Genomic DNA, 19,055 nt, shown 5'->3' with positions numbered 1-19,055 from the left:
CACACTCTTCGCACAGAGATATCCTGGCATTCTTCAGGGGATCTGGCAGGGTCACGCATCCACAGCATTCCTCAGTCAGGAAGGGTAAAAGGGAAGGGTTACCTGTAGTGCTGTCCGGGTGACGCCCAGAAATTGCGGGAATACTGATGAACACGCCCAACCTGCCGGACTCACCGGATTCGGAAAAGGACTCCAGCGTGCCTGAAGTGCGGCTCGAGCTGACTCAGGCTGGAGTGCGTCAGGTGCTGTCGCTGTACGCCGAAGAAACTGCCGGGAGCGCCACCTATCGCGGTGTACAGATCAGTTTCAGCGACATCCTTCACGCCATGGTGGCCAGAAAGGGCACGGTTGCGCTGTCACTCTTGGCTGGTCTCGGGCTGGCTCTTGTCGTCCTCGGAGTCACAACTCCGCTGTATTCAGTGACATCTCAGGTTGTACTTGACCGGCAGGACACTCTGGAGTCGGCTCTGAATGCCGGTGGCGGGGGCTCTGCCTTCATTGCAACCCAGGCTGAGATCATGCAGAGCCGGTCTGTCATCGAAGATGCGGTCGCTATGCTCGAAGCGACGGGCGGGGATGCCGATCCTGTCGACGCAGCACTCGAATCGCTGCAGGCGAGTCCGATTTCCGGAACTCAGGTGGTTGCTCTCAGCTATCTGGGTCCGGATCCGGTCTATGGCGCGGAACTGCTCGAAGCAACTGTGAATGCCTACCGGAGCCGCCTGCAGGCGGACGAGCAGCGCAATCAGGCCGAACGGCTGGACGCCAAAGAGATTGAATTTGCCGCGTTGATCGAGGAAGTGCAGCAACTCGAAGAAACGCTGCAGAGTATTCGATTCACCTACTTCAATGGCAGCAGTGCTGAAGACAGCATTGAGGCCAGAAATCAGATCATTCGAAGCCAGCAGCAGCAGTTGCAGGATGCACGACAGAGGCGCATCGAGCTTGAGAGCCAGCTGCTGGCCGGGAGTGTTGCTTCACTGTCAGAAGACCCGGTCACCCGTTCTCTGCAGGATCGACTGATCCAGGCCGAAGCGGAGCTGTCCAGGCTCACACACACCTTGAAGCCCGGGCACCCCTCACGCGAAGCGGCTCAGAGGGAGGTTGCGCTGCTGAAGGCGCAGGCTGCGGAGGCCACCCGGGCGATGCCGGTGCTCCGGCGGCGGGAGATTGAAGCGATCAAAGGGCTGGAGGCGACCCTGGTTGCGGAACTCGAAGCGGAACATGCTCAACTGTCGGATATCGAACGGCGACGACGGGAAGAGCAGCTGGTGATGGATGATCTGGAGCAGACGAAGCTGCTGGTGGAACAGCGACGTCGTGCACTGCTCGATCAGAAACTGTTCTCGCGGCTGGCGAAAAACGGTGAGGTCGGTGTGACTGCGAGGTTGATCGCCAAGCCTGTTCAACCACTTGCTCCTATCTGGCCGAATTCGCTGCTGGTATTGGCACTCGGAGGACTGCTCGGACTGCTGGTTGGAGGAATCTGGGCAGTCACGAAGGAGCGTCAGCGGGAAGTCTGGCTTGCATCCGATCGAACCGGCATCGCCGGCAAGCGCGACAGGTAGTCGCGCATGGCGTGTGCGACAGGGGCAGATGGGCGATGAGAAAGCTTGTTGAAGCGTTGACCCGCCCGCTCGGATCGAGCAGCTTTCTGACGTTGCTCGAAAACTCCGAGCGTAATTCGAACAGGCTGCGCATCCTCACGTATCATCGGGTAGCGGAACTCGATGCCGACCCGGATCTCGAGCCCGGCCTGATCAGCGCGACGCCTGAAAGATTCCGGATCGAGATGGCGTTCCTTAAGGGTCGCTACAACCCAATTTCTCTGTCGGCACTGCTGGACGCCCATGCCAATCGCGCACCGCTTCCAGTCCGCGCGGTACTTGTAACCTTTGATGATGGCTATCTGGATTTTGCGGAGAATGCCTGGCCGGTCATGCGGGAACTTGGTATTCCGGCAACGCTGTTCGTGCCTACCGACTTCCCGGACGGCCGGCCGGAAGGATTCTGGTGGGATCGCATTCATGCGGCGTTGAGGCGCACAACCCGGCGAACGCTCGCCATCGACCCGCTGGGACAACTCGATCTGGAGACGCCGGTTCAACGCAGGCATGCATACCGGATTATCCGCAACTTTGTGAAATCGATGCCTCATGCTCCGGCAATGACCTGGGTGGATGGGCTCATCGATCGGCTGGCAGAGCTGCCACCGCTGAATCGCGTTCTCGGCTGGGAGGCGTTGCGCAGGCTTGCTGAGGGAAGTGTCCACATCGGTTCTCACAGCCGTGAACATGCGTTGTTGACCCGATTGGAGGCCTCGCAACTTGCTGAGGATCTCAGTGAGTCGCTGGAAAAAGTGCGCAGCGAGCTGGGCGCCAACGCACCACCTCCGGTACTGGCTTACCCGTCGAATGCGGTCAATCCGGCAGTACAGGAAGCGGCTTCACGAGCGGGCTACCTCCTGTCATTTGGCGGAGAAAGAAGGCTGAATCGATTACCGCTCAGAAACAGCCAGGCGCTCAATCGAATGCCTGTGCAGCGTTACGAGCAGGGTCTTTACCGGGCACAGTTGCGGCCCACGATCTCCTTTGTCGGCGGCGCACTCACTGCAATTAGAGGGAAAATACGAGCATGAACTGCATCAGATTTCGAATCCCGGCGGTTTTCACACTGAGGTGCTGCGCGGGAATCTGTGCGCAAATGTGCGTGCTGTTCTGCGTTGCAGGGGTTGCGTCTGCCGAACAGACAGACGCCCCTGCCAATGAGGTATACCGGATTGGAGTACCCGACCTTCTGAGTGTACGTGTCTGGGAGCAGGCTGAACTCACTGGCACGGCGCTGGTTCGCACAGACGGCAAGATATCCGTTCCACTGATTGGAGATATTTCTGCTGAAGGGCGTACACCCGAAGAGCTTGCGGATGCGATAGAAGCTGCGCTGGCGGAATTCGTATCCCAGCCCAGAGTGGACATTGCTGTACTCGAAATGCGCAGCCAGGTGGTCAGCGTGATCGGCGGCGGTATCGAGCGCTCGGGCGTTCTCGAACTGCGGCATGAGATGCGCGTGCTGGATGCCATAGCAGAAATGGGCGGGTTCACCCCCTTCGCCAAGAAGAGGAAGATCAAGGTTCTTCGCAGTTCGGGTGATCGTGAAGTCGAGCTGAATTTCGACTATCCAGCCTTTCTCGATGGAAAGGCACCTGGCAGTAATTTTCTGCTGCAGCCAGGCGATACCATTATCGTTCCGGAGTAACCCAGATGAACACACGCAGGCTTCTCGCATTCTCCACCATCGGTTTCTTCTCGATCAGTTCCCAGGCGGGAGAACTGTCCAGTTCGATCATCACCGCAACGTCTTACGACTCGAACGTCTACTCGACGGACAGCGGCAGCGAAGTGGACGACACGATTTTCCAACTGGGCGGGGAGCTGGATCTGCGAAGCGAGACAGAGCAGCGTTTCGATTACCAGCTGAGCCTGCGTGGACTTTACGACTGGTATTCACAGGAAAGTGACCTGGACGACATGCAGTTCCGTGAACGGTTGAGACTGGGATACGACTTGAGCAGAACAACCCGGCTCACACTTGATCAGAGTTTCCGTCGGGTGCCGAACCTGAATTTCGATCGGGAGGATTTCATAGCAGGCGATACGGGTATCGACGTCAGGAAGAATCGCTATTACCGCTCTGATATGGATCTGAATCTGGAACACGCGCTGTCGAACCGCTGGAAGGTGGACTTCTCGCTCGAACACCAGGTTGTGGACTTCAAGGAAAACCAGACGCGCAGTGACAGCGACACAATCGGGGTTCGAGGCCTGCTCAGCTATACGCTGTCGGATCGGCACGATCTGGGGTTCGGCATGCGCTATGCCAGCCAGGATTTCGACAGAGCACCGAGTCGCCTGGGGGCGAAGAGTGAGTATCTTGGTGCACTGGTATCCTGGACCTTTCGCATCAGCAGCAATGCACGTCTCGAGTTCGAAGGTGGGCCGACCCACATCGACGCCAGGCAGAAGACCACAACCACAACCCAGGCATCGACATTTGCCGGGGTAGATCTGGGCGACAGGGTGCTTCGCGCGAACTTTGCGGCCTGTACGCCTGGGCAGGGGCAGACTCAGCCGATTGCCAGTCGCTGCCGCTTTGACGATCCTGTAGCCCCTCCGATCGAAGCAGACGATCTCGGCGCGCAGCAGGCTTATCCGCTGAATGTCACCGGGGCAGACCTGTCCAACGACGACGTGGTATTTTTCGGTCGTCTTGCACTGAATGTCGAGGTGTCTGACTGGGAAATAGAAGCACGTATGGTGCGTCGCCCCAGTGCGATATCCGGGGAGTCCCTTGCTTCCCGACTCGATGAAATCGCCTTAAGCCTCGACTACGGGCCGGCTTCGACACGCTGGCGCACCTACGGCGAATTCCGCTGGGAACAGCGTGATGATCTGACTCCGGCTGAGGAGATCGACTACACCCTGCTCCCCGGCCCGAACGGTCAGGCGCTCCTGGACGCATCCTTTCTATCCGCGACCGGCGGCGAGAAGCGGGACTCCTATGCGATCCTGCTTGGTGCAGGGTACGCCATATCGCGAAGTTTCCAGGCCTCGCTTGAAGGAAGGTATCGATTCATTGATCGCGACGACCTGTCTGCAGGTGGACAGGACTCAGACACTTATGTCATCAATCTGTCGCTGCGTTACGACCTGGCTCCGAAAAGATTCTGAACCGCTCGACCAGAAAAGCACCAGGCAGCCGAACTCCTGTGATCAGCGTCCCTCCGGATCCGTTCGAAGAGTTCATGAGCCTTCCGGTGGGTGTGCAGTGTTCGCATCCGCAATTCGATGTGGTCCGAATAACCGATACGGAGTATGAGCGTGTGTACGGTTGCATCGACGCCGCCTTCGGCATCAGGCGTCCGGTCGCACACTATGAATGGCTCTATCGTCAGAACCCCTACGGCAGAGCTCTGGTCTGGGCTGTCGAAGACAGACGATCGGGTGCGATTCTGAAGACCGGTGCGAAGTTTCCGTGGCCTATCTGGCGGGGAAATGAACCTCTGCAGGGTGTCATCGGTGGCGATGCCGCAACCCAGCCCGAATGGCAGCGCAAAGGACTTGCGAGCATTCGGCGGGAAGTTGTGCGATCGCACCCTTTCTATAATGAGCTCTGCGACATTTCCGGCCCCAACGCGAATTCCCGCGCCGCGATGATCCATCGTGGTGATGGCGATTCAATACTCGGCCGGTTGAAGGGAGGTGTGATCGTGCTTCGCGCCTTACCGGCGCGGTCAAAAGTACCGGCATCGCTGGTTACTGTGGCGAATGCAGTAGTTGACCGCGTACAGGCGGGATATCGGTGGATTACGCTGCCGCGAACCAGCTCCGCGTCCTTCGACTTCACTACACTTGACCGATTCACTGCCCCATTTGATGAGTTGACACTGGCCACCATGGCGTTTCCAGGCTACTGGTCTCCGCACAGCTGGCAGTTTCTCAACTGGCGCTATCTGGACCACCCAGTGGAATCCTATTCGGCTTTTGTATTGCGTGAAGACGGCAATCCGGTCGGCTATGGGGTGCTGAGATTCGCAGGCAACCAGGCGACGCTTTCGGAGTTTGCGGTGGACGCGCGCTCGACCCATCGTTCCAGTGCACTGCTGAAAGGTCTGATCGACGTGGCGAGGCAGGCAGGCTGCAGTTTTCTGACGTTTTTCGGTACGCCCGCGTGGCGCCACTGGGGATTGTTTCACAGAGCAGGTATGGTTCCCTGGCTGACAAACAACTACCTCGAAGTCGAATATAACAAGGACATTGTGGGTTCGCGTGATATTGGCAACTGGCAGCTCATGCCAGGTGATCGCGACTATCATTGAGTTGTTTCCGCTCCTAGAACATGTTCCAGCCTGAGGTATGAACGAAGGCTTCCAATGCGGCGGTGCCCACCAGTGAGTTTCCCGCCTTATTGAGTCCCGGAGACCAGACTGCGATCGCCGCACGACCGGGAACGACGGCCACGATGCCGCCACCCACCCCACTCTTGCCGGGAAGACCCACTCTGAAGGCAAACTCTCCCGACGCATCGTAGTGACCGCAGGTCAGCATGATGGAACAGATCCGCCGGGCCCGGCGTCCATTCACCACCCTGTGTCCGGAAGCCGGATCAACACCACCGTTAGCGAGAAACAGTGCTGAGCGCGCCAGCTGCTCGCAGGTCATGGCCAGTGCGCATTGATTGAAATAGACCTCAAGCACTTCATCCACGTCGTTTTTCAGATTGTCGAAGCTCTTCAGAAAATTCGCGAGACTCGCGTTTCTGAATCCCGTTTCTTTCTCCGAGGCTGCGACCTGCTGGTCGATGTGTACGCTCGTATCGCCACTCAGCGTTCGCAGCAGTGTCAGCAGCTCGGCGATCACCACGGCGGGGCTGCTGTCACCAAGCAGCACGTCACTCACCACCAGCGCCCCGGCGTTGATGAAGGGATTGCGCGGTATACCCGCTTCCCGCTCCAGCTGCAGGATTGAGTTGAAGGCGTTGCCCGACGCCTCGACCCCGACCCGCTCCCACAGATCCTGCTGAACCTTTTCGAGCGCGAGGGTGAGAGTGAAAAGCTTCGAAATGCTCTGCACTGAAAAGGGTTCTGCCGCATCACCGTACAGCGCGCAATCCCCCTCCACGGTCACTACCGCTGCGCCGAATCTTCCGGGATCTACGTGAGCCAGCGCGGGTATGTAGTCGGCCACTTTGCCTTTGCCGATCTCCGTGCGAACAGAATCACAGGCACGGGCAAGCAGCGAATTCAGATCGGATTCCATCGAAGGGTCTGCGGACTATCAGGGCTGGCTTTCGGCCAGGGGTATGAGCGGCAGCTTCTCGAATGCCTGCTCGAGCAGCCTGTTCCAGGTCTTCGAAAGCGAGCGAAGATATTCGCTGTCCTGGTCGAATGAAATGTATCGCGGGGGCTGCAGGCTGCCGGCGGTGTAAATGCTGAGTTCGATCGGCGGACCAACGGTGAGATTACTGCGCATGGTGCCATCCATCGACACCAGCGCGCAGAGAGCGGCGTGATTCAGGTCGGTACTGCGACTGATGACACGATCGAGAATGGGCTTGCCGTACTTGATTTCACCGATCTGGAGGAAAGGCGCCTGTGATGAGCTCGCGATGTAGTTGCCTTCCGGATATACGAGGTACAGACCCGGCTCGGATCCGGCCACCTCGCCTGCAATGATGAAACTCGAAGAGAACATCTGCATCCCGCCCGGGTCCAGGGTCTGTTCGGCGTGCTTCTTCTGTTCTTCGATACTGAGTCTGCCCAGGTAGGCGGCGGCCTGGGTGAGGCTCGATACGGTCATCAGGCTGGTTTCCGCACCTTCCTTCGCATCCCGTTTGACTTCGTTGAGTACCGCCTGGGTTGTCGCGAGATTTCCGGCGGAGCAGATCATGAACTGACGCTCGCCAGGTACCCCTACGGACCACATCTTGCTGTAGGTGCTGACCTGATCCACGCCCGCATTGGTCCGCGAGTCGGAGACCATCACCAGCCCTTCGTCTACCTGAACGCCGACACAGTAAGTCATTCGTCCACCCAGCCTGATTTAACGGGCGCGAAGTGTACTCCTGCTTCCGCGCAGCGCTATCGAAATGTTCGCAACAGCCCACCGGGGAACCACTGAGGCGTCGTAACCTGATCAGACGCCCTCAGGATCCCAGACGAATGCGCACGCCGGCATTGGCAATGAATCCCTCCAGCGGTTCCCAGGCGTCCACCGTCCAGCGGCCGTCCGGTGCGCGCACCGGGCGTACCAGCGGCTCCGACCTGGACTGGCGATTGTTCAGCAGATTCTCGAGATTCAGGAACAGTCCGTAGCGGCCCAGCACGATCTCTCCGAGCAGGCCGATGTGCAGATAGGGCTTGCCTTCGCTTCGATACGGATTGTCCTCGAGAGGCTGGGTGCCCGTGTAGTACAGCTCGAGACCGATCCTGCCCCGGTCATGCTGCTCCCACATGGCCACGACGCCAGCCGAATGTCGCGGGGTCAGCGGCACTGTGCGGCGACCGGGTGTATCCCCCGCCGGTTCGCTGGCATCCAGGTAGAGATAGCTTGCAGTCACCACATAGGGTGCATGTCGCCAGCGCAGCAGTGCCTCCACGCCCCGCGTGCGGGTGACCCCGTTCTGATTGACGAGCCGCACCTGATCCGCTGACACAGCCTCCAGCCGCACCGCGTCGTCGATATCCGATGCGAACAGCGTGACGCCCGTCTCCAGCGCGCCAGCTGCATAACCGAAGTCGATCGACAGAGTCTCCGCTTTCTCGGCATGGAGGCCGGATAAGGGTTCGAGGCGTGACAGTCCCGCCGCCTCCGTCTCCTCGACGAACGGGGTCGGTGCATAGAATCCGCGTCCCCAGGAGGTGCGGATCGTCCAGGGTCCGGGGCGATAAAGCAGCGACAGCCGCGGGCTGAACCGGCCGCCGTATTCACTGTGATCATCCCAGCGGGCGCTGGCGGCCACGCTGACAGCGGAACCGAGATCGCGGTCGAGCTGGGCGAACAGGGCCGGTGATTCGTAGCTGTAGTCGAAGACCGGGAAGGTTTCCGCGTCGTAGTCATCGCTCTGATAAGCGAGGCCGCCCACCCAGGACGTGGTGAGCGTTTCACCGGCCAGGGAGGCTTCAATCAGCATCGTCTCGTGTTCGTCTTCCTCGAGCAGTTGCCCGAAACGGTGGTTGTGGGACTGGCGCATCCCCGAGGCGCGCAGCTGTGCGTATCCCCAGTTGGAGACCGGACGCTCCAGCACCAGGCCGCCGTCGTAACGGTGAGTCTCCTGATTCTGTGCAAAGGGCGCTCCGTCCGGCGCCAGCCCGCCGCTGACCGTACCCCCGCGCCGGTCTTCGCTCATGGCGCCAGCGGTCAGATAGATGCGGGAACCATCCGAGCCGTCGAAGAATAATCGCGGTCGGATCGAGTAGCGGTCGTAACCGGGCATGTCGATCCAGTCATCGTCGTCCAGATCCTGCACAGACTGCCGGTTGTAGCCGGTGAGCACCGAGCCGCTCCAGCCCCTGCCGAAGGGACTTGCGAAGTAGGCGGAATAGTCCTGGGCATCCCGGGTGGTGGCATTGCCGATGAACTCGCCCCCGGCTTCCGGACCCGGGCGTTTCGACACCAGGTTGATCACACCGCCCAGTGCCTGGCCGCCATACAGGGCGGACGCCGAACCCTTGATCACCTCCACCTGACCGAGGTCGCTCGGTGGCACCTGCAGCAGTCCGAGGGACGCGGCCTGACCGCCATACAGCGGCAGTCCGTCGGCCAGCAACTGGGTGTAGCGACCGCGCATGCCCTGCACGCGGACATTGGCGGAGCCGAGCGCGGCGGAAGTGACCTGAACCCGCAGGCCGCCGGTCTCGTTGAGCATCATCGAGATGTTGCCGGGGCGCATGAGCAGCTTCTCTTCGATCTCCTCCTGGGACAGCACCTCGACCCGGATCGGCTCGTCCTGGACCCGGCGCCGCGAACGGGTGGCCTGGACGATGATTTCCTCGATCTCCTCGGCGTGGTCATCATGTGCATCACGATGTTTCTGGTCGCTCGCCTTCGATGGGGCCGCGAACGCAAACAGCGGGAACAGGATGAGAGTCAGTAATTGGTTGGACGTCATTCGGATGCTCGGTGTTGCTGCGGATATTTCGACTGCACCAGGATGATTGTCCCACACAGTGTCGCCGCATCCGAAGCCTGGTCGGACTATTGCCAGTGCCAGGTAACCGAACCGCGGATACTGCGAGGTTCGAGTGGGTGGAAGTGGATGTCTTCGATTCCTGCAGACGCTTCCCCGGGCAGTCGTGAGGCGTAGAAGTAGGCGATGTCGTTGTCGCTGGAGTCGAGGAGATTAAACACATCCAGCCGGAACTCCGTGCTGCCTCTGCGGTAAGCCACCGCAGCGTTGACCAGCAGAGACTCATCATGGCGCACTGAATTGTCTTCTACCAGAGGTGCCTCCCCCAGCCAGCGCACCCGCGCACTTGCGGAGATGCCGTTGTCCCAGACAGCGTTCAGGCCGAGGGTAAAAGTGGATTCCACCGCACCCGGAATCTCCCGACCGCCGCTCTGGTCCTTCTGGTATTCCGCATTGGTTACGGCATACGCGGTGTTCAGCGCAAGCCAGTCGTTAGCCTGCCAGAACAGTGCAGCTTCGAAACCCAGCCGTTCGGTTCCATCACTTGCTTCCGTCGCGCCGGCATCGGCGACGAAGACCAGTTCGGAATCGAGTTCCAGCCAGAAAAACGTCAGCGTCGCGTTGAAGTCCCGGCTGCGCTCGAAACGCAGGCCAAGTTCGCCACCTTCCGATCGGACCAGCACCGGGACGGACTCAGCAGGCGCGCCGGTGGCCGGGTCAACGGAAATCGTAGCTCCGCGTACATCGTTTGAGTGAAAGCCGCGACCGTAATTGACGTACGCCTCGAAATTGTCAGAGAACCGCCAGGCGATGGCGGCCTTCGGGCTCCATATGGAGTCGTCACCGGCACCGGAATTCACGGCACGAAACGCATTCACGTCCCAGTCGTACCAGTCGCCACGTAAGCCGAGCAGCAGGCGCAGGCGTTCGGTCACATTCCATTCGGACTCACCCCAGGCGCCCAGGGACAGTTCCTCGATCCGGTCCTGGCGGACAGTGCTGGTTCTCACACGAGCGTCTGTGCGGTAGAGGCCCAGATTGTCGATGTCGTCGTAGCGCAGATCGGCTCCCCAGCGAAGCGCGATGACACCTGCAGGTGGCGTTGTCTCTTCACCGCCGCGAATTCCCAGACCGTAGATCCGTCGATCGTCGCGCTGCTCGAATGCATCGCCCACCAGCGGATCGTCGAGGAAGTAGGTGAAGTTCGAGAAAAGCCTGAAGTCATAGTCGATCGCATAGCCGGTGATGGACCAGTCACCAAAGTCGACCAGGCCGGTAACCGCATAGCGCGAGGTTCTGCCACCCAGATCTTCGTCAATGCTGTCCAGAGGACTGATCAGCCCGGACTGCACTGCCCGCCGGGGGATCTGATCCGTGGCATTCCAGTTGCTGTCGAATCCCTGCAAGGTAACCCGCAGATGGGTATCCCCGAGATTGCCCGAATAGGCGCCGAAGAACTTGAGCTGGTCGAGGTCCTCGTCGAGATTCCATGGACCATCGTAAGCTGTGATATCCACGGCTCCGGTAAGGGAGCCTTCGCCAGTCCCGGTAGAACCGGCACCGAGCGCACGGTAGTGGCCGTACTCGCCCACCGTCGCTGACAGCAGTCCCTCATCGAGTCTGTCGTAGAGTTCAAATTCCACACTGGCAGCCGATGAGAAATCACCCACCCGGGCAGAATACGGACCGCGCCGGTAAGCAGTTGTTTCCACAAGCTCGGGGATCAGGAAGTTGAGATCCAGGTAACCCTGTCCGTGTCCGTGACTGCGCAGATTAACAGGCACGCCTTCGACGCCTACGGCGAAGTCCGTGCCGTGATCAAGATTGAATCCGCGGATAACGTACTGATTGGCCTTGCCCGTGCCGGAGTGCTGGGTAGCGACCATCCCGGGAACTGCCTCAACAAGCTCTCCGACCCGCAGCAGGGGAGGCAATTGGATGTCGTCATAGCCGACGAGACCCTCCGAGGCCGAGCCTGCCTGTCCGATCAGACGCTCTGCGCGACCGTATACGACAATCTCTTCGACAACGCCATTTGCGGAGAGCACATTCTCCGCTGACGCTTCCAGGGCAACTGCCACCGCACTTACCATGCTTACGCCACAGGCGATGAGACGAATGACTTTCAGTGGTACTTTTTTCCGCATCCTGCCTTGTCCATACTCCCGCCGGGATGCTAGGAAATCTGCGATGATCCGAGAACAGATCGGTTTTTCATGGAATTGAAGAAACACATGCTGAGGTCGTGGCTGCAGGGCATTCGAGGAGATCCGATGCCGTTGCTCGGCCCCCGCGAGCTGGAGATCCTCGATCGCCTGTGGCGGGACGGCAGTCTTTCCGCCCAGGAGTTGCAGGAACGTACTGCCAACGCTGCTGTATCGTTGAACACCATCCAGAGCACGGTGGAACGGTTACGCGGAAAAGGACTGGTCGAACGCAGGAAGGAAGGCCGTGCCTATCGTTATGCGGCGACTCTGACCAGAGCGAATGTGGTCGAAAAAGCATTGAACGATCTGACCCGCGATGTGGGCGGCGGTGAACTTGCACCGATCATCTCAGGCTTCGTCGGGCTCTTCGCCGGCGGCGATCCGGCTATAGAGAATGAAATCATGCGACTCCTTGAATCATCGGAGCAGCCTGATGATTGAAATACTGTCGTTCGCGATGCAGCTTGCCGGTGTAGTGCTGGTTGCGGCAGTCCTGTCGTCGGTCCTATCCGGCGTGTTGTACCTGCCCTTTCGCCAGAGCATCAGGTTGTTCGATCCCTCAACGCGGTCGCTGGCAACACTGTGTTTTGCATTGATCGCACCAGCTGCCAGTATTGTCACTGCATTGCTCTACCTCGTTCCGGGTCACGCCCAGCTGCTGGTTGTTCAGCATTGTCACGGCGGCGATTGCAGCATTCATGCACCGCTAGTCGCCGCCCGATCTCCTGGCGGCATCGGCCTTTTCACTGTCGCGTCGTTCCTGATACTCGGTTTGGTAGCGGGAATCGCCCGGGTGGTCATCGTTGGCCGGAGGCGACTGGCTGTGCTCTTTGTCCTGGGAGTGCAGAACCGGATACCGGATCATCTGATACTGGAGAGCGACCGGCTGTTTGCCTGGTGCTGCGGTCTGCTCAGACAACGTATCGTGATCTCTCGAGGGCTCCTTGATCGGTTGAGCCCACCGCAGCTCGACGTGGTCCTTGCACATGAAGCAGCGCACGCTGCACGATTCGACAACTTGCGCAGCCTTGCCGCCCAGTGGTCCACAAGACTGTGGCCGTCGAATTTCCGGGACAGGATCCTCGCCGATCTTGTTGCTGATTGCGAACAGTCCTGTGACTCCGCTGCCTTGTGCGTCGCGGCTGACCCCGCGTTGTTCCGCCAGGCAGTTGACGTTATGACACAGGAACCGTCGGTCCACCGCGGGTCAGGGGTCGTGCAGTTTGGATCGCAGGTGTCGGCTTATCGTATCTCTGCTGCGTCTGCAGGTACTGAACGTCGTCCGTCCATTGCGTATCTGACAGTCGCGTTCATGTGGATCCTGCAGTCTGCAGTGGCGATTGCCGCCAGCCATCCTATTGTGGAAACAGTGGCGGCCATAGGGTTCTGGTGAGGCCCCCGGTTTTGTCGGGATGCAGGAACTGCGACGGGGATGCCGCAGCCCATCTTTCCTGTACTGATTACCGGTTTCGCGCCTGTCTACCGCTCGACCAGTTCCACCCGCCGGTTCCGATCCCGGCCGGCATCGCTGCCATTGGCAAACACCGGCACCAGGGGCCCGACCCCGTGCGGCTCCAGCCGGTCGGAAGCGATGCCATAGTCCTTCTTCAGCGCCTCAGCGACGGCCAGGGCCCGATCTGAAGACAACTTGCTGTTGTATGCGTAAGTACCCTTCGAGTCGGTGTGACCGACGACGTAGAAGCGCTTGTCCGGATTGGCATTCAGGTATTCCGCGATCGCATCGAGCGCGGCCTTTGATTCGGACTTCAGCGTGGCTTTGTCGAAATCGAAGACGATCCCGTCGAGTACCACACGGCCGTATTCATCGATGTCGGAGCCCATGGCTTCTGCGTCAACGACAACCAGCCCCGTTTCGGCGGCCTCGACCTCAACAATGTCTATCAGGGTGCCGATGTAGTTCTTCGAATGCTGTTCGACATAAACCACCACGTAGGCCGTGCCCGCGGCACGTTCCTTAGTTGCGACCACGACGCCCGCACCCCCCGATGAGGACGTGCCCGAAAACATCGTACCCACTGCACCAGGCTTGGTTGCGGGGTTCGCGCGGAAGGTAACTTCCATCCATTGCTGGGAGCCGATGCCATTACCTCTGCGATCTGCCGACATGCCTTCGCCAAGGATCGTGAAACCCTCGGCCTTCAGCGCATCGAGATAGTTTTTATAGATCTCGGAATAGGTCCGGTCTTCGCCTTCGTACTTGTAGAAGGTGCGTGTCACCCGGCCTTCGGTCTCGATCCAGTCTGAAATCGTGCGGTAACCGGTTACCGGGCCCACAGCGACTTTGTAAGGCTGATAGTTTTCAATATGCTGCCAGGCGATGACCTGGCCTGGGTAACGCTCGATCATCGGATGTTCGATGGCGCCTTCAATATCCTGCGCCAATGCCGCGGCAGACAGGAAAAAGACCATGAGTGCTGCGGCTGCAGAATGAAAGCACTTCAACATCTGTATCGCTCCTGGCTATGTGAAGTGGACCGCGGGTTCTCTCTCAAACCCCGCCCCGCCATCCACGGGGGACCAGCCTATAACTGATCGAGAAACTCGCTGAGCCCGTAGCCCTTCCGATCACCGTCCAGCGTGTATTCGGTCATGCCTTCACCGACATGGGTGTTGCTGCCGGCGCGCCGGTTGCGCAGCGGGATGTAGCCCATCACTCGACCTTCCACGACCCGCTGGCGCCCATCCTCCAGGGTCAGTTCCGCGCGCAGTGACTTATGGTAGTTGGTGTCGGGCTGGTATTCCGCCTGGATCACGGCTTTGTCGATTTTCACCAGTTCATCGCCTTCCTGAAACAGTCCCCGGCCCTCACCTTCGCCATTGGTGGTGATGATCATGCCGAGGTCGTCGCCGAAGTTACCGGTAATCCAGCGGTAAGAAGGGGTGGACTGCCAGTAGCGCGGACCCCAGGAGTGATCGCGCAGGCCCCAGCCGGAGAAGTCGATGGGCGCACCCTCGCCGAGTTTGAGGGTGCCGGCGACCCGCATGTGCTGCTCGGTATGGGCGCGGGCGAAATCGTTGCCATCGCCCGGTTCGCCGACGTGGCCATACAACGGGCCGACAGCCGTGTGCTCGAGATCGATCACGATCTCCTGGCGGGGATTGCTTTTGAATGCCTTGCCGGGATCGCTCATGTCCCGGGGATCGGCCATGAACAGCGCCTTGCCCCGGTAGGTGGTGCGGACCCGCTCCGCCGGAGTGAGGATCTCGATTTTCAGGCCGCCCGCATCCCAGCCGTTGTTGTGGCTGATCTCCGGTTTGGCGTAGTTGAAATAGGCCGAGCCGTCCGGATTCCAGACGATCACGGTCATCTCCGCATAGCCTTCGTTGGCGCGGTTACCGATGCGCACGAAGCCGCCGCGGTTCTGGGTCGGATCGAAAAAGTTGAAGTAGACCGACTCGTTGAAATTCTCCTCCGGCCCCAGTTCGTGGGTGTAGTCGTCCTCGGGATTGATGTTGCCGATGATACGAACCATGCGTGCTCTCCTGTTGGTGATCCCGAGTTCCAGTAGCCTGGTGCGGAGACGGGACCTGGTCCGGCATTTTTCACCACCACGATAAAAAACTGAACACGTTTCAGTTTTCCAATGAAATCTGTTTCAAAAAAAGCCAGTATGCGGTGCAGCCTGCTGCATCTCAACCGCACCGTCGACCAGGGATCATCACATGTCCATCCGCGAGGAAAGCAAACAGCTGCGTCGCGACACCATCGTTGCCGCCGCCCGGGCGCTCCTCCGCGAGTCTGATGGCGCCTGCGTTTCCAGAGATGGTGGACCTGAGCTCCAGTTCATGACCTCCGGGCCACGCTTCCTGCTCTGGAAAGGCATGCTTCGTTCGGCAATCGAGTCGGGACAGCTTAAGGACGAAGTCGACGTGGATGTACTGACTATCACCATCGGTCAGCTTCTCTTCGCCGGTACCTGCCAGTGGTCCCAGGGGCTGGTGTCTCTGCGGGAAATGCTGGCTCGGGCCCGATTCGGCGTATCGACCCTGCTGCCCGCGATCGCGGCAGACAGCGGTCAGCCACTGCTGCGCGCGCACATGCAGGATGCCCAGAGCGAACTGCAGAACATCTGGCGTGCACATCTCACCAGACGGCTGCAGGAAGGTACCCTGGACGAGCAGGCGCAGATTCTGCTTGCGGATCAGCTGCAACGCTTTGCGCCGGAAGCACTCAACACGACCGGGAGGTACAGGACCGGTACCCATAAAAGGAAGACGGTATGAACGACACCACCTTGCGCACCATCCGCCGCAGCACGATGCCGGCAGAAGGCGATACCTGGGCGAGCATCGCGCGGAGAGCTTTGCCGGATCTCGAGGAAAGCGTGGCCGTAGGCCAGTTGCAGAGCTGGAATCTGCATGTCTTCATGCGACCTGCGGCGCCACAGGGCTCGCCTCGAGCCGGTAATCCCATCCTGCCGAGCGATGTGATTTTCCTGGAAGCACCACTGGCCGGGTAGCGCCTGACAAACAACAAACAGCAAGAGAGCTGAAACAAAGAACGCAGAGAGGAGAAGGTGATGTTTGATCTGGTGATAGAAAATGGCCGCATCGTCGATGGTACCGGGCTGCCGGCCTATACGGCGGATCTGGGCATTAAGGACGGCCGGATCGCAAAGATCGGCCGTCTCGCAGGGCAGGGTCGCGAGACACTCGATGCCACCGGTAAGGTGGTCTCGCCCGGATTCATCGATCCACACACCCACTTCGATGCGCAACTGCTGTGGGATGGCTGGGCAAAGCCTGCGCTGAGTCATGGAGTGACCACCATCGTTCCGGGCAACTGCTCTCTGTCACTTGCGCCGCTGAAAGAGAAGCATCGGATGAAACTGGTAGGCATGTTCAATCAGATCGAAGAGATGCCGCTTAAGGCTTTTGAGCAGGGTGTGGAATGGAACTGGGAAACGTTTGATGAATATCTGCAGCGGATCCGCAAGGGGCTGGCGCTCAACGTGGCACCTCTGGTGGGCCACAGCCTGCTGAGATTGTGGGTAATGGACACAGCCGCCATGGAGCGTACGGCAACCGATGCGGAGATTGTCGAGTTGCAGACACTGCTGCGCCAGTGCCTGGAGGCGGGTGCGATCGGGCTGTCCACCAGCTTTGTGGACATGGACGAAACCCTGCAGCCGGTGCCGAGCCGTTACGCGGACAATCGGGAGCTCAAGGCACTATCGAGTGTGCTGGGGGAATTCGGCCGCATTCTGCAGATCGTGCCGGAATTCTATGATGCCGATCTGACCATTGCGCGGGTTGATCAGCTCGCGGAACTCAGCCTCAAGCACGGTATTCCGACCACGTTTTCTCCCCTGTTTGTGAATGGCGACAATGTGCAGGCGGTGGAGCGGGTCATGCAGCGGGTGGATGAACAGTTTGCCCGGGGTGCGCGTGTCTGGCCCCAGGTGCAGACACGGCCCATCGACATCAGCTTCAGCTTCGCGGTGCCGAGTCTGCTCTTCATCCGATTGAGAAGCTGGTACCAGGTCATGCGCTTCGGTACCCACGATGACATCATGGCCGCGTTTCAGGATCCGGATCGCCGCAGCGCTCTCGCCGCCGAAGCGGCAGCCCTCAACGCGCTATGGTCGCGTCTTGTTCTGCGCAAGGTGAACACGGCAGCTAACCAGCCGCTCACAGGAAAGACGCTGGCGGAGATCGCTGAGATCCGAGGCACTACGCCCATCGAGGCCATGATCGATCTGTCGCTGGAAGAGGAGCTGGACGCCCATTTCCTCGCCGCCGACATGGGCCATAACGACGACGGGCGGGTCAGTGCGCTGCTGAACCATCCGCGCGTGCATGTGGGTGCCAGCGATGGTGGCGCCCACATCCTGTCTTTCTCCACCTACGGCGATACCGGTTATCTGCTCGGGCACTTTGTGCGCGAAACTCGGAGCATCGGCCTGGAAGCTGCGATAAAGAAAATCACCAGTGATACTGCGGCGATCTGGGGCATTCCTGAGCGCGGTCAGCTGCAACCCGGGTTCGTTGCTGACATCGCCGTGTTCGATGCGAGCCAGGTGGATCGGGGTGCCGAGTATTACGCCGATGACGTGCCCGGCGATGGCAGCCGCTATGTGCGCGATTCGGTAGGTGTCAGTGCGGTGCTGGTCGGTGGACGGCTGGCCTGGAGCGCGGCTGACGGTTACACGTCGGCAACCTGTGGCACCATCCTGCCGGGTGCCAGTTGATGGGCATCACCGAGCGACGGGTACCCACCAACGGGATCGAACTCAATATTGCCGAACAGGGGGAAGGCCCCCTGGTGCTGCTGTTGCATGGCTTTCCGGAGTCCTGGTATTCCTGGCGGCACCAGTTCAAACCGCTCTCCGACGCCGGCTACCACGTGGTGGCGCCCGACATGCGGGGTTATGGAAAGAGCGACAGACCCCAGGCCATCGAAGCCTACAACCAGGTCGAAGTGGTCGCCGACATCATCGGACTGATTCCCGCCCTCGGCTACGAGACGGCGGTGGTGATCGGTCATGACTGGGGCGCGCCCACCGCCTGGAGCAGCGCGCTGAATCATCCGGATCGGGTGACCGCTGTGGGTGCCTTGTCGGTGCCTTTCTCGCCACGTTCTCCCGTGCAACCCATGCCCGCGATGCGGGAGATCTTCAAAGGCCAGTTTTTCTATCAGCTCTATTTCTTCGAGCCGGGAGTGGCAGAAGCGGAGTTCGAGGCGGACATTCGCACAGCATTGAAGAAGTTTCTGGTGATGGGTGCGGGCGAGACAGATCTGACCGCTTTGCCGGTACGAAGCCCGGATGGCGATCTGTTAAGCGGATTACCCAACCCGGATGTCCTGCCGGCATGGCTGAGTGAAGCGGATCTGGATTTCTACGCTGGTGAGTTCACCCGCTCCGGCATGCGGGGACCTCTCAACTATTACCGCAATCACGATCTGACCTGGACGCTCACTGAAAATGCGCCGACCACTATCAGCCAGCCCGCCATGTTTGTAGCCGGTGACAGAGACGGTGTGATCATGATGGCGGCGGAAGCATTGAAAAACATGCCGAAACACGTGACCGACCTGCGTATCAACGAGCTGATCCCCGGAGCGGGACACTGGACCCAGCAGGAGGCGCCGGCCGCAGTCAACGACGCCCTGCTCAGATTTCTCAGCCAGCTGCCATGAGG

The 19,055-nt window shown here is 59.8% G+C and carries 17 protein-coding genes and 1 pseudogene; 12 read left to right on the top strand and 6 right to left on the bottom strand.

The window, feature by feature from the left end:
* The first annotated feature begins 146 nt into the window (after nucleotides 1–146).
* From R3E82_15745 to R3E82_15725, 5 genes are all read left to right on the top strand, one after another.
* Nucleotides 147–1,568 (top strand): Wzz/FepE/Etk N-terminal domain-containing protein, encoded by a 1,422-nt coding sequence (locus R3E82_15745; GenBank protein MEZ5552337.1) that lies wholly within the window; start codon nucleotides 147–149, stop codon nucleotides 1,566–1,568.
* A gap of 35 nt (nucleotides 1,569–1,603) precedes the next feature.
* Nucleotides 1,604–2,638: a polysaccharide deacetylase family protein gene (locus R3E82_15740; GenBank protein ID MEZ5552336.1), complete on the top strand. Its 1,035-nt coding sequence runs from the start codon at nucleotides 1,604–1,606 to the stop codon at nucleotides 2,636–2,638.
* 65 nt (nucleotides 2,639–2,703) lie between these two features.
* Nucleotides 2,704–3,255: a polysaccharide biosynthesis/export family protein gene (locus R3E82_15735; protein MEZ5552335.1), complete on the top strand. Its 552-nt coding sequence runs from the start codon at nucleotides 2,704–2,706 to the stop codon at nucleotides 3,253–3,255.
* A gap of 5 nt (nucleotides 3,256–3,260) precedes the next feature.
* A complete protein-coding gene (locus R3E82_15730) occupies nucleotides 3,261–4,727 on the top strand; it encodes an outer membrane beta-barrel protein (protein MEZ5552334.1) in 1,467 nt (488 codons plus the stop codon).
* A 38-nt stretch (nucleotides 4,728–4,765) separates the two neighbouring features.
* A complete protein-coding gene (locus tag R3E82_15725) occupies nucleotides 4,766–5,875 on the top strand; it encodes a hypothetical protein (protein MEZ5552333.1) in 1,110 nt (369 codons plus the stop codon).
* Between the two features lie 13 nt (nucleotides 5,876–5,888).
* Here R3E82_15725 and R3E82_15720 read toward each other — a convergent pair whose 3' ends face one another.
* From R3E82_15720 to R3E82_15705, 4 genes are all read right to left on the bottom strand, one after another.
* A complete protein-coding gene (locus R3E82_15720; protein ID MEZ5552332.1) occupies nucleotides 5,889–6,815 on the bottom strand; it encodes a glutaminase in 927 nt (308 codons plus the stop codon).
* 18 nt (nucleotides 6,816–6,833) lie between these two features.
* Nucleotides 6,834–7,580 carry a peptidase gene (locus tag R3E82_15715; GenBank protein ID MEZ5552331.1) on the bottom strand — a complete coding sequence of 249 codons (747 nt, stop codon included), beginning with the start codon at nucleotides 7,578–7,580 and terminating at the stop codon, nucleotides 6,834–6,836.
* A gap of 121 nt (nucleotides 7,581–7,701) precedes the next feature.
* Nucleotides 7,702–9,666, bottom strand: a complete 1,965-nt coding sequence (locus R3E82_15710; GenBank protein ID MEZ5552330.1) for a TonB-dependent receptor — start codon at nucleotides 9,664–9,666, stop codon at nucleotides 7,702–7,704.
* A gap of 86 nt (nucleotides 9,667–9,752) precedes the next feature.
* Complete coding sequence (locus tag R3E82_15705) at nucleotides 9,753–11,831, bottom strand: TonB-dependent receptor (GenBank protein ID MEZ5552329.1); 2,079 nt, start codon at nucleotides 11,829–11,831, stop codon at nucleotides 9,753–9,755.
* Nucleotides 11,832–11,957: 126 nt separating this feature from the next.
* Here R3E82_15705 and R3E82_15700 point away from each other — a divergent pair, with 126 nt between their 5' ends.
* On the top strand, nucleotides 11,958–12,332 hold the full coding sequence (locus tag R3E82_15700) for a BlaI/MecI/CopY family transcriptional regulator (GenBank protein MEZ5552328.1): 375 nt from the start codon (nucleotides 11,958–11,960) through the stop codon (nucleotides 12,330–12,332).
* Nucleotides 12,325–13,284, top strand: a complete 960-nt coding sequence (locus R3E82_15695) for a M48 family metalloprotease (GenBank protein MEZ5552327.1) — start codon at nucleotides 12,325–12,327, stop codon at nucleotides 13,282–13,284. Before R3E82_15700 ends, R3E82_15695 begins: the two co-directional genes overlap by 8 nt.
* A gap of 86 nt (nucleotides 13,285–13,370) precedes the next feature.
* On the opposite strand, the gene R3E82_15690 is transcribed toward R3E82_15695, so the two are convergent.
* Nucleotides 13,371–14,357: an OmpA family protein gene (locus tag R3E82_15690; protein MEZ5552326.1), complete on the bottom strand. Its 987-nt coding sequence runs from the start codon at nucleotides 14,355–14,357 to the stop codon at nucleotides 13,371–13,373.
* A gap of 77 nt (nucleotides 14,358–14,434) precedes the next feature.
* Nucleotides 14,435–15,385: a hypothetical protein gene (locus tag R3E82_15685; protein ID MEZ5552325.1), complete on the bottom strand. Its 951-nt coding sequence runs from the start codon at nucleotides 15,383–15,385 to the stop codon at nucleotides 14,435–14,437.
* A gap of 190 nt (nucleotides 15,386–15,575) precedes the next feature.
* Between R3E82_15685 and R3E82_15680 the strand changes: the two genes are divergently transcribed.
* The 5 genes and pseudogenes from R3E82_15680 to R3E82_15660 all read left to right on the top strand — a co-directional run bounded on the left by R3E82_15680 (nucleotide 15,576) and on the right by R3E82_15660 (nucleotide 19,053).
* The gene (locus tag R3E82_15680; protein MEZ5552324.1) at nucleotides 15,576–16,136 is read left to right on the top strand and encodes a hypothetical protein; all 561 of its coding nucleotides are present in this window, start codon (nucleotides 15,576–15,578) and stop codon (nucleotides 16,134–16,136) included.
* Nucleotides 16,133–16,372, top strand: a complete 240-nt coding sequence (locus R3E82_15675) for a hypothetical protein (GenBank protein ID MEZ5552323.1) — start codon at nucleotides 16,133–16,135, stop codon at nucleotides 16,370–16,372. Before R3E82_15680 ends, R3E82_15675 begins: the two co-directional genes overlap by 4 nt.
* A gap of 54 nt (nucleotides 16,373–16,426) precedes the next feature.
* A pseudogene (locus tag R3E82_15670) lies at nucleotides 16,427–16,528 on the top strand (hypothetical protein).
* A complete protein-coding gene (locus tag R3E82_15665; protein MEZ5552322.1) occupies nucleotides 16,502–18,103 on the top strand; it encodes an amidohydrolase family protein in 1,602 nt (533 codons plus the stop codon). Before R3E82_15670 ends, R3E82_15665 begins: the two are co-directional and overlap by 27 nt.
* Nucleotides 18,103–19,053, top strand: coding sequence for an alpha/beta hydrolase (locus tag R3E82_15660; protein ID MEZ5552321.1), 951 nt, complete (start codon nucleotides 18,103–18,105; stop codon nucleotides 19,051–19,053). Before R3E82_15665 ends, R3E82_15660 begins: the two co-directional genes overlap by 1 nt.
* The last annotated feature ends 2 nt before the right edge of the window (nucleotides 19,054–19,055 follow it).

The organism is Pseudomonadales bacterium, assembly GCA_041395945.1.
In the GTDB taxonomy this organism is placed as follows: domain Bacteria; phylum Pseudomonadota; class Gammaproteobacteria; order Pseudomonadales; family Azotimanducaceae; genus SZUA-309.
This window is presented reverse-complemented; position numbering and strand designations above follow the sequence as displayed.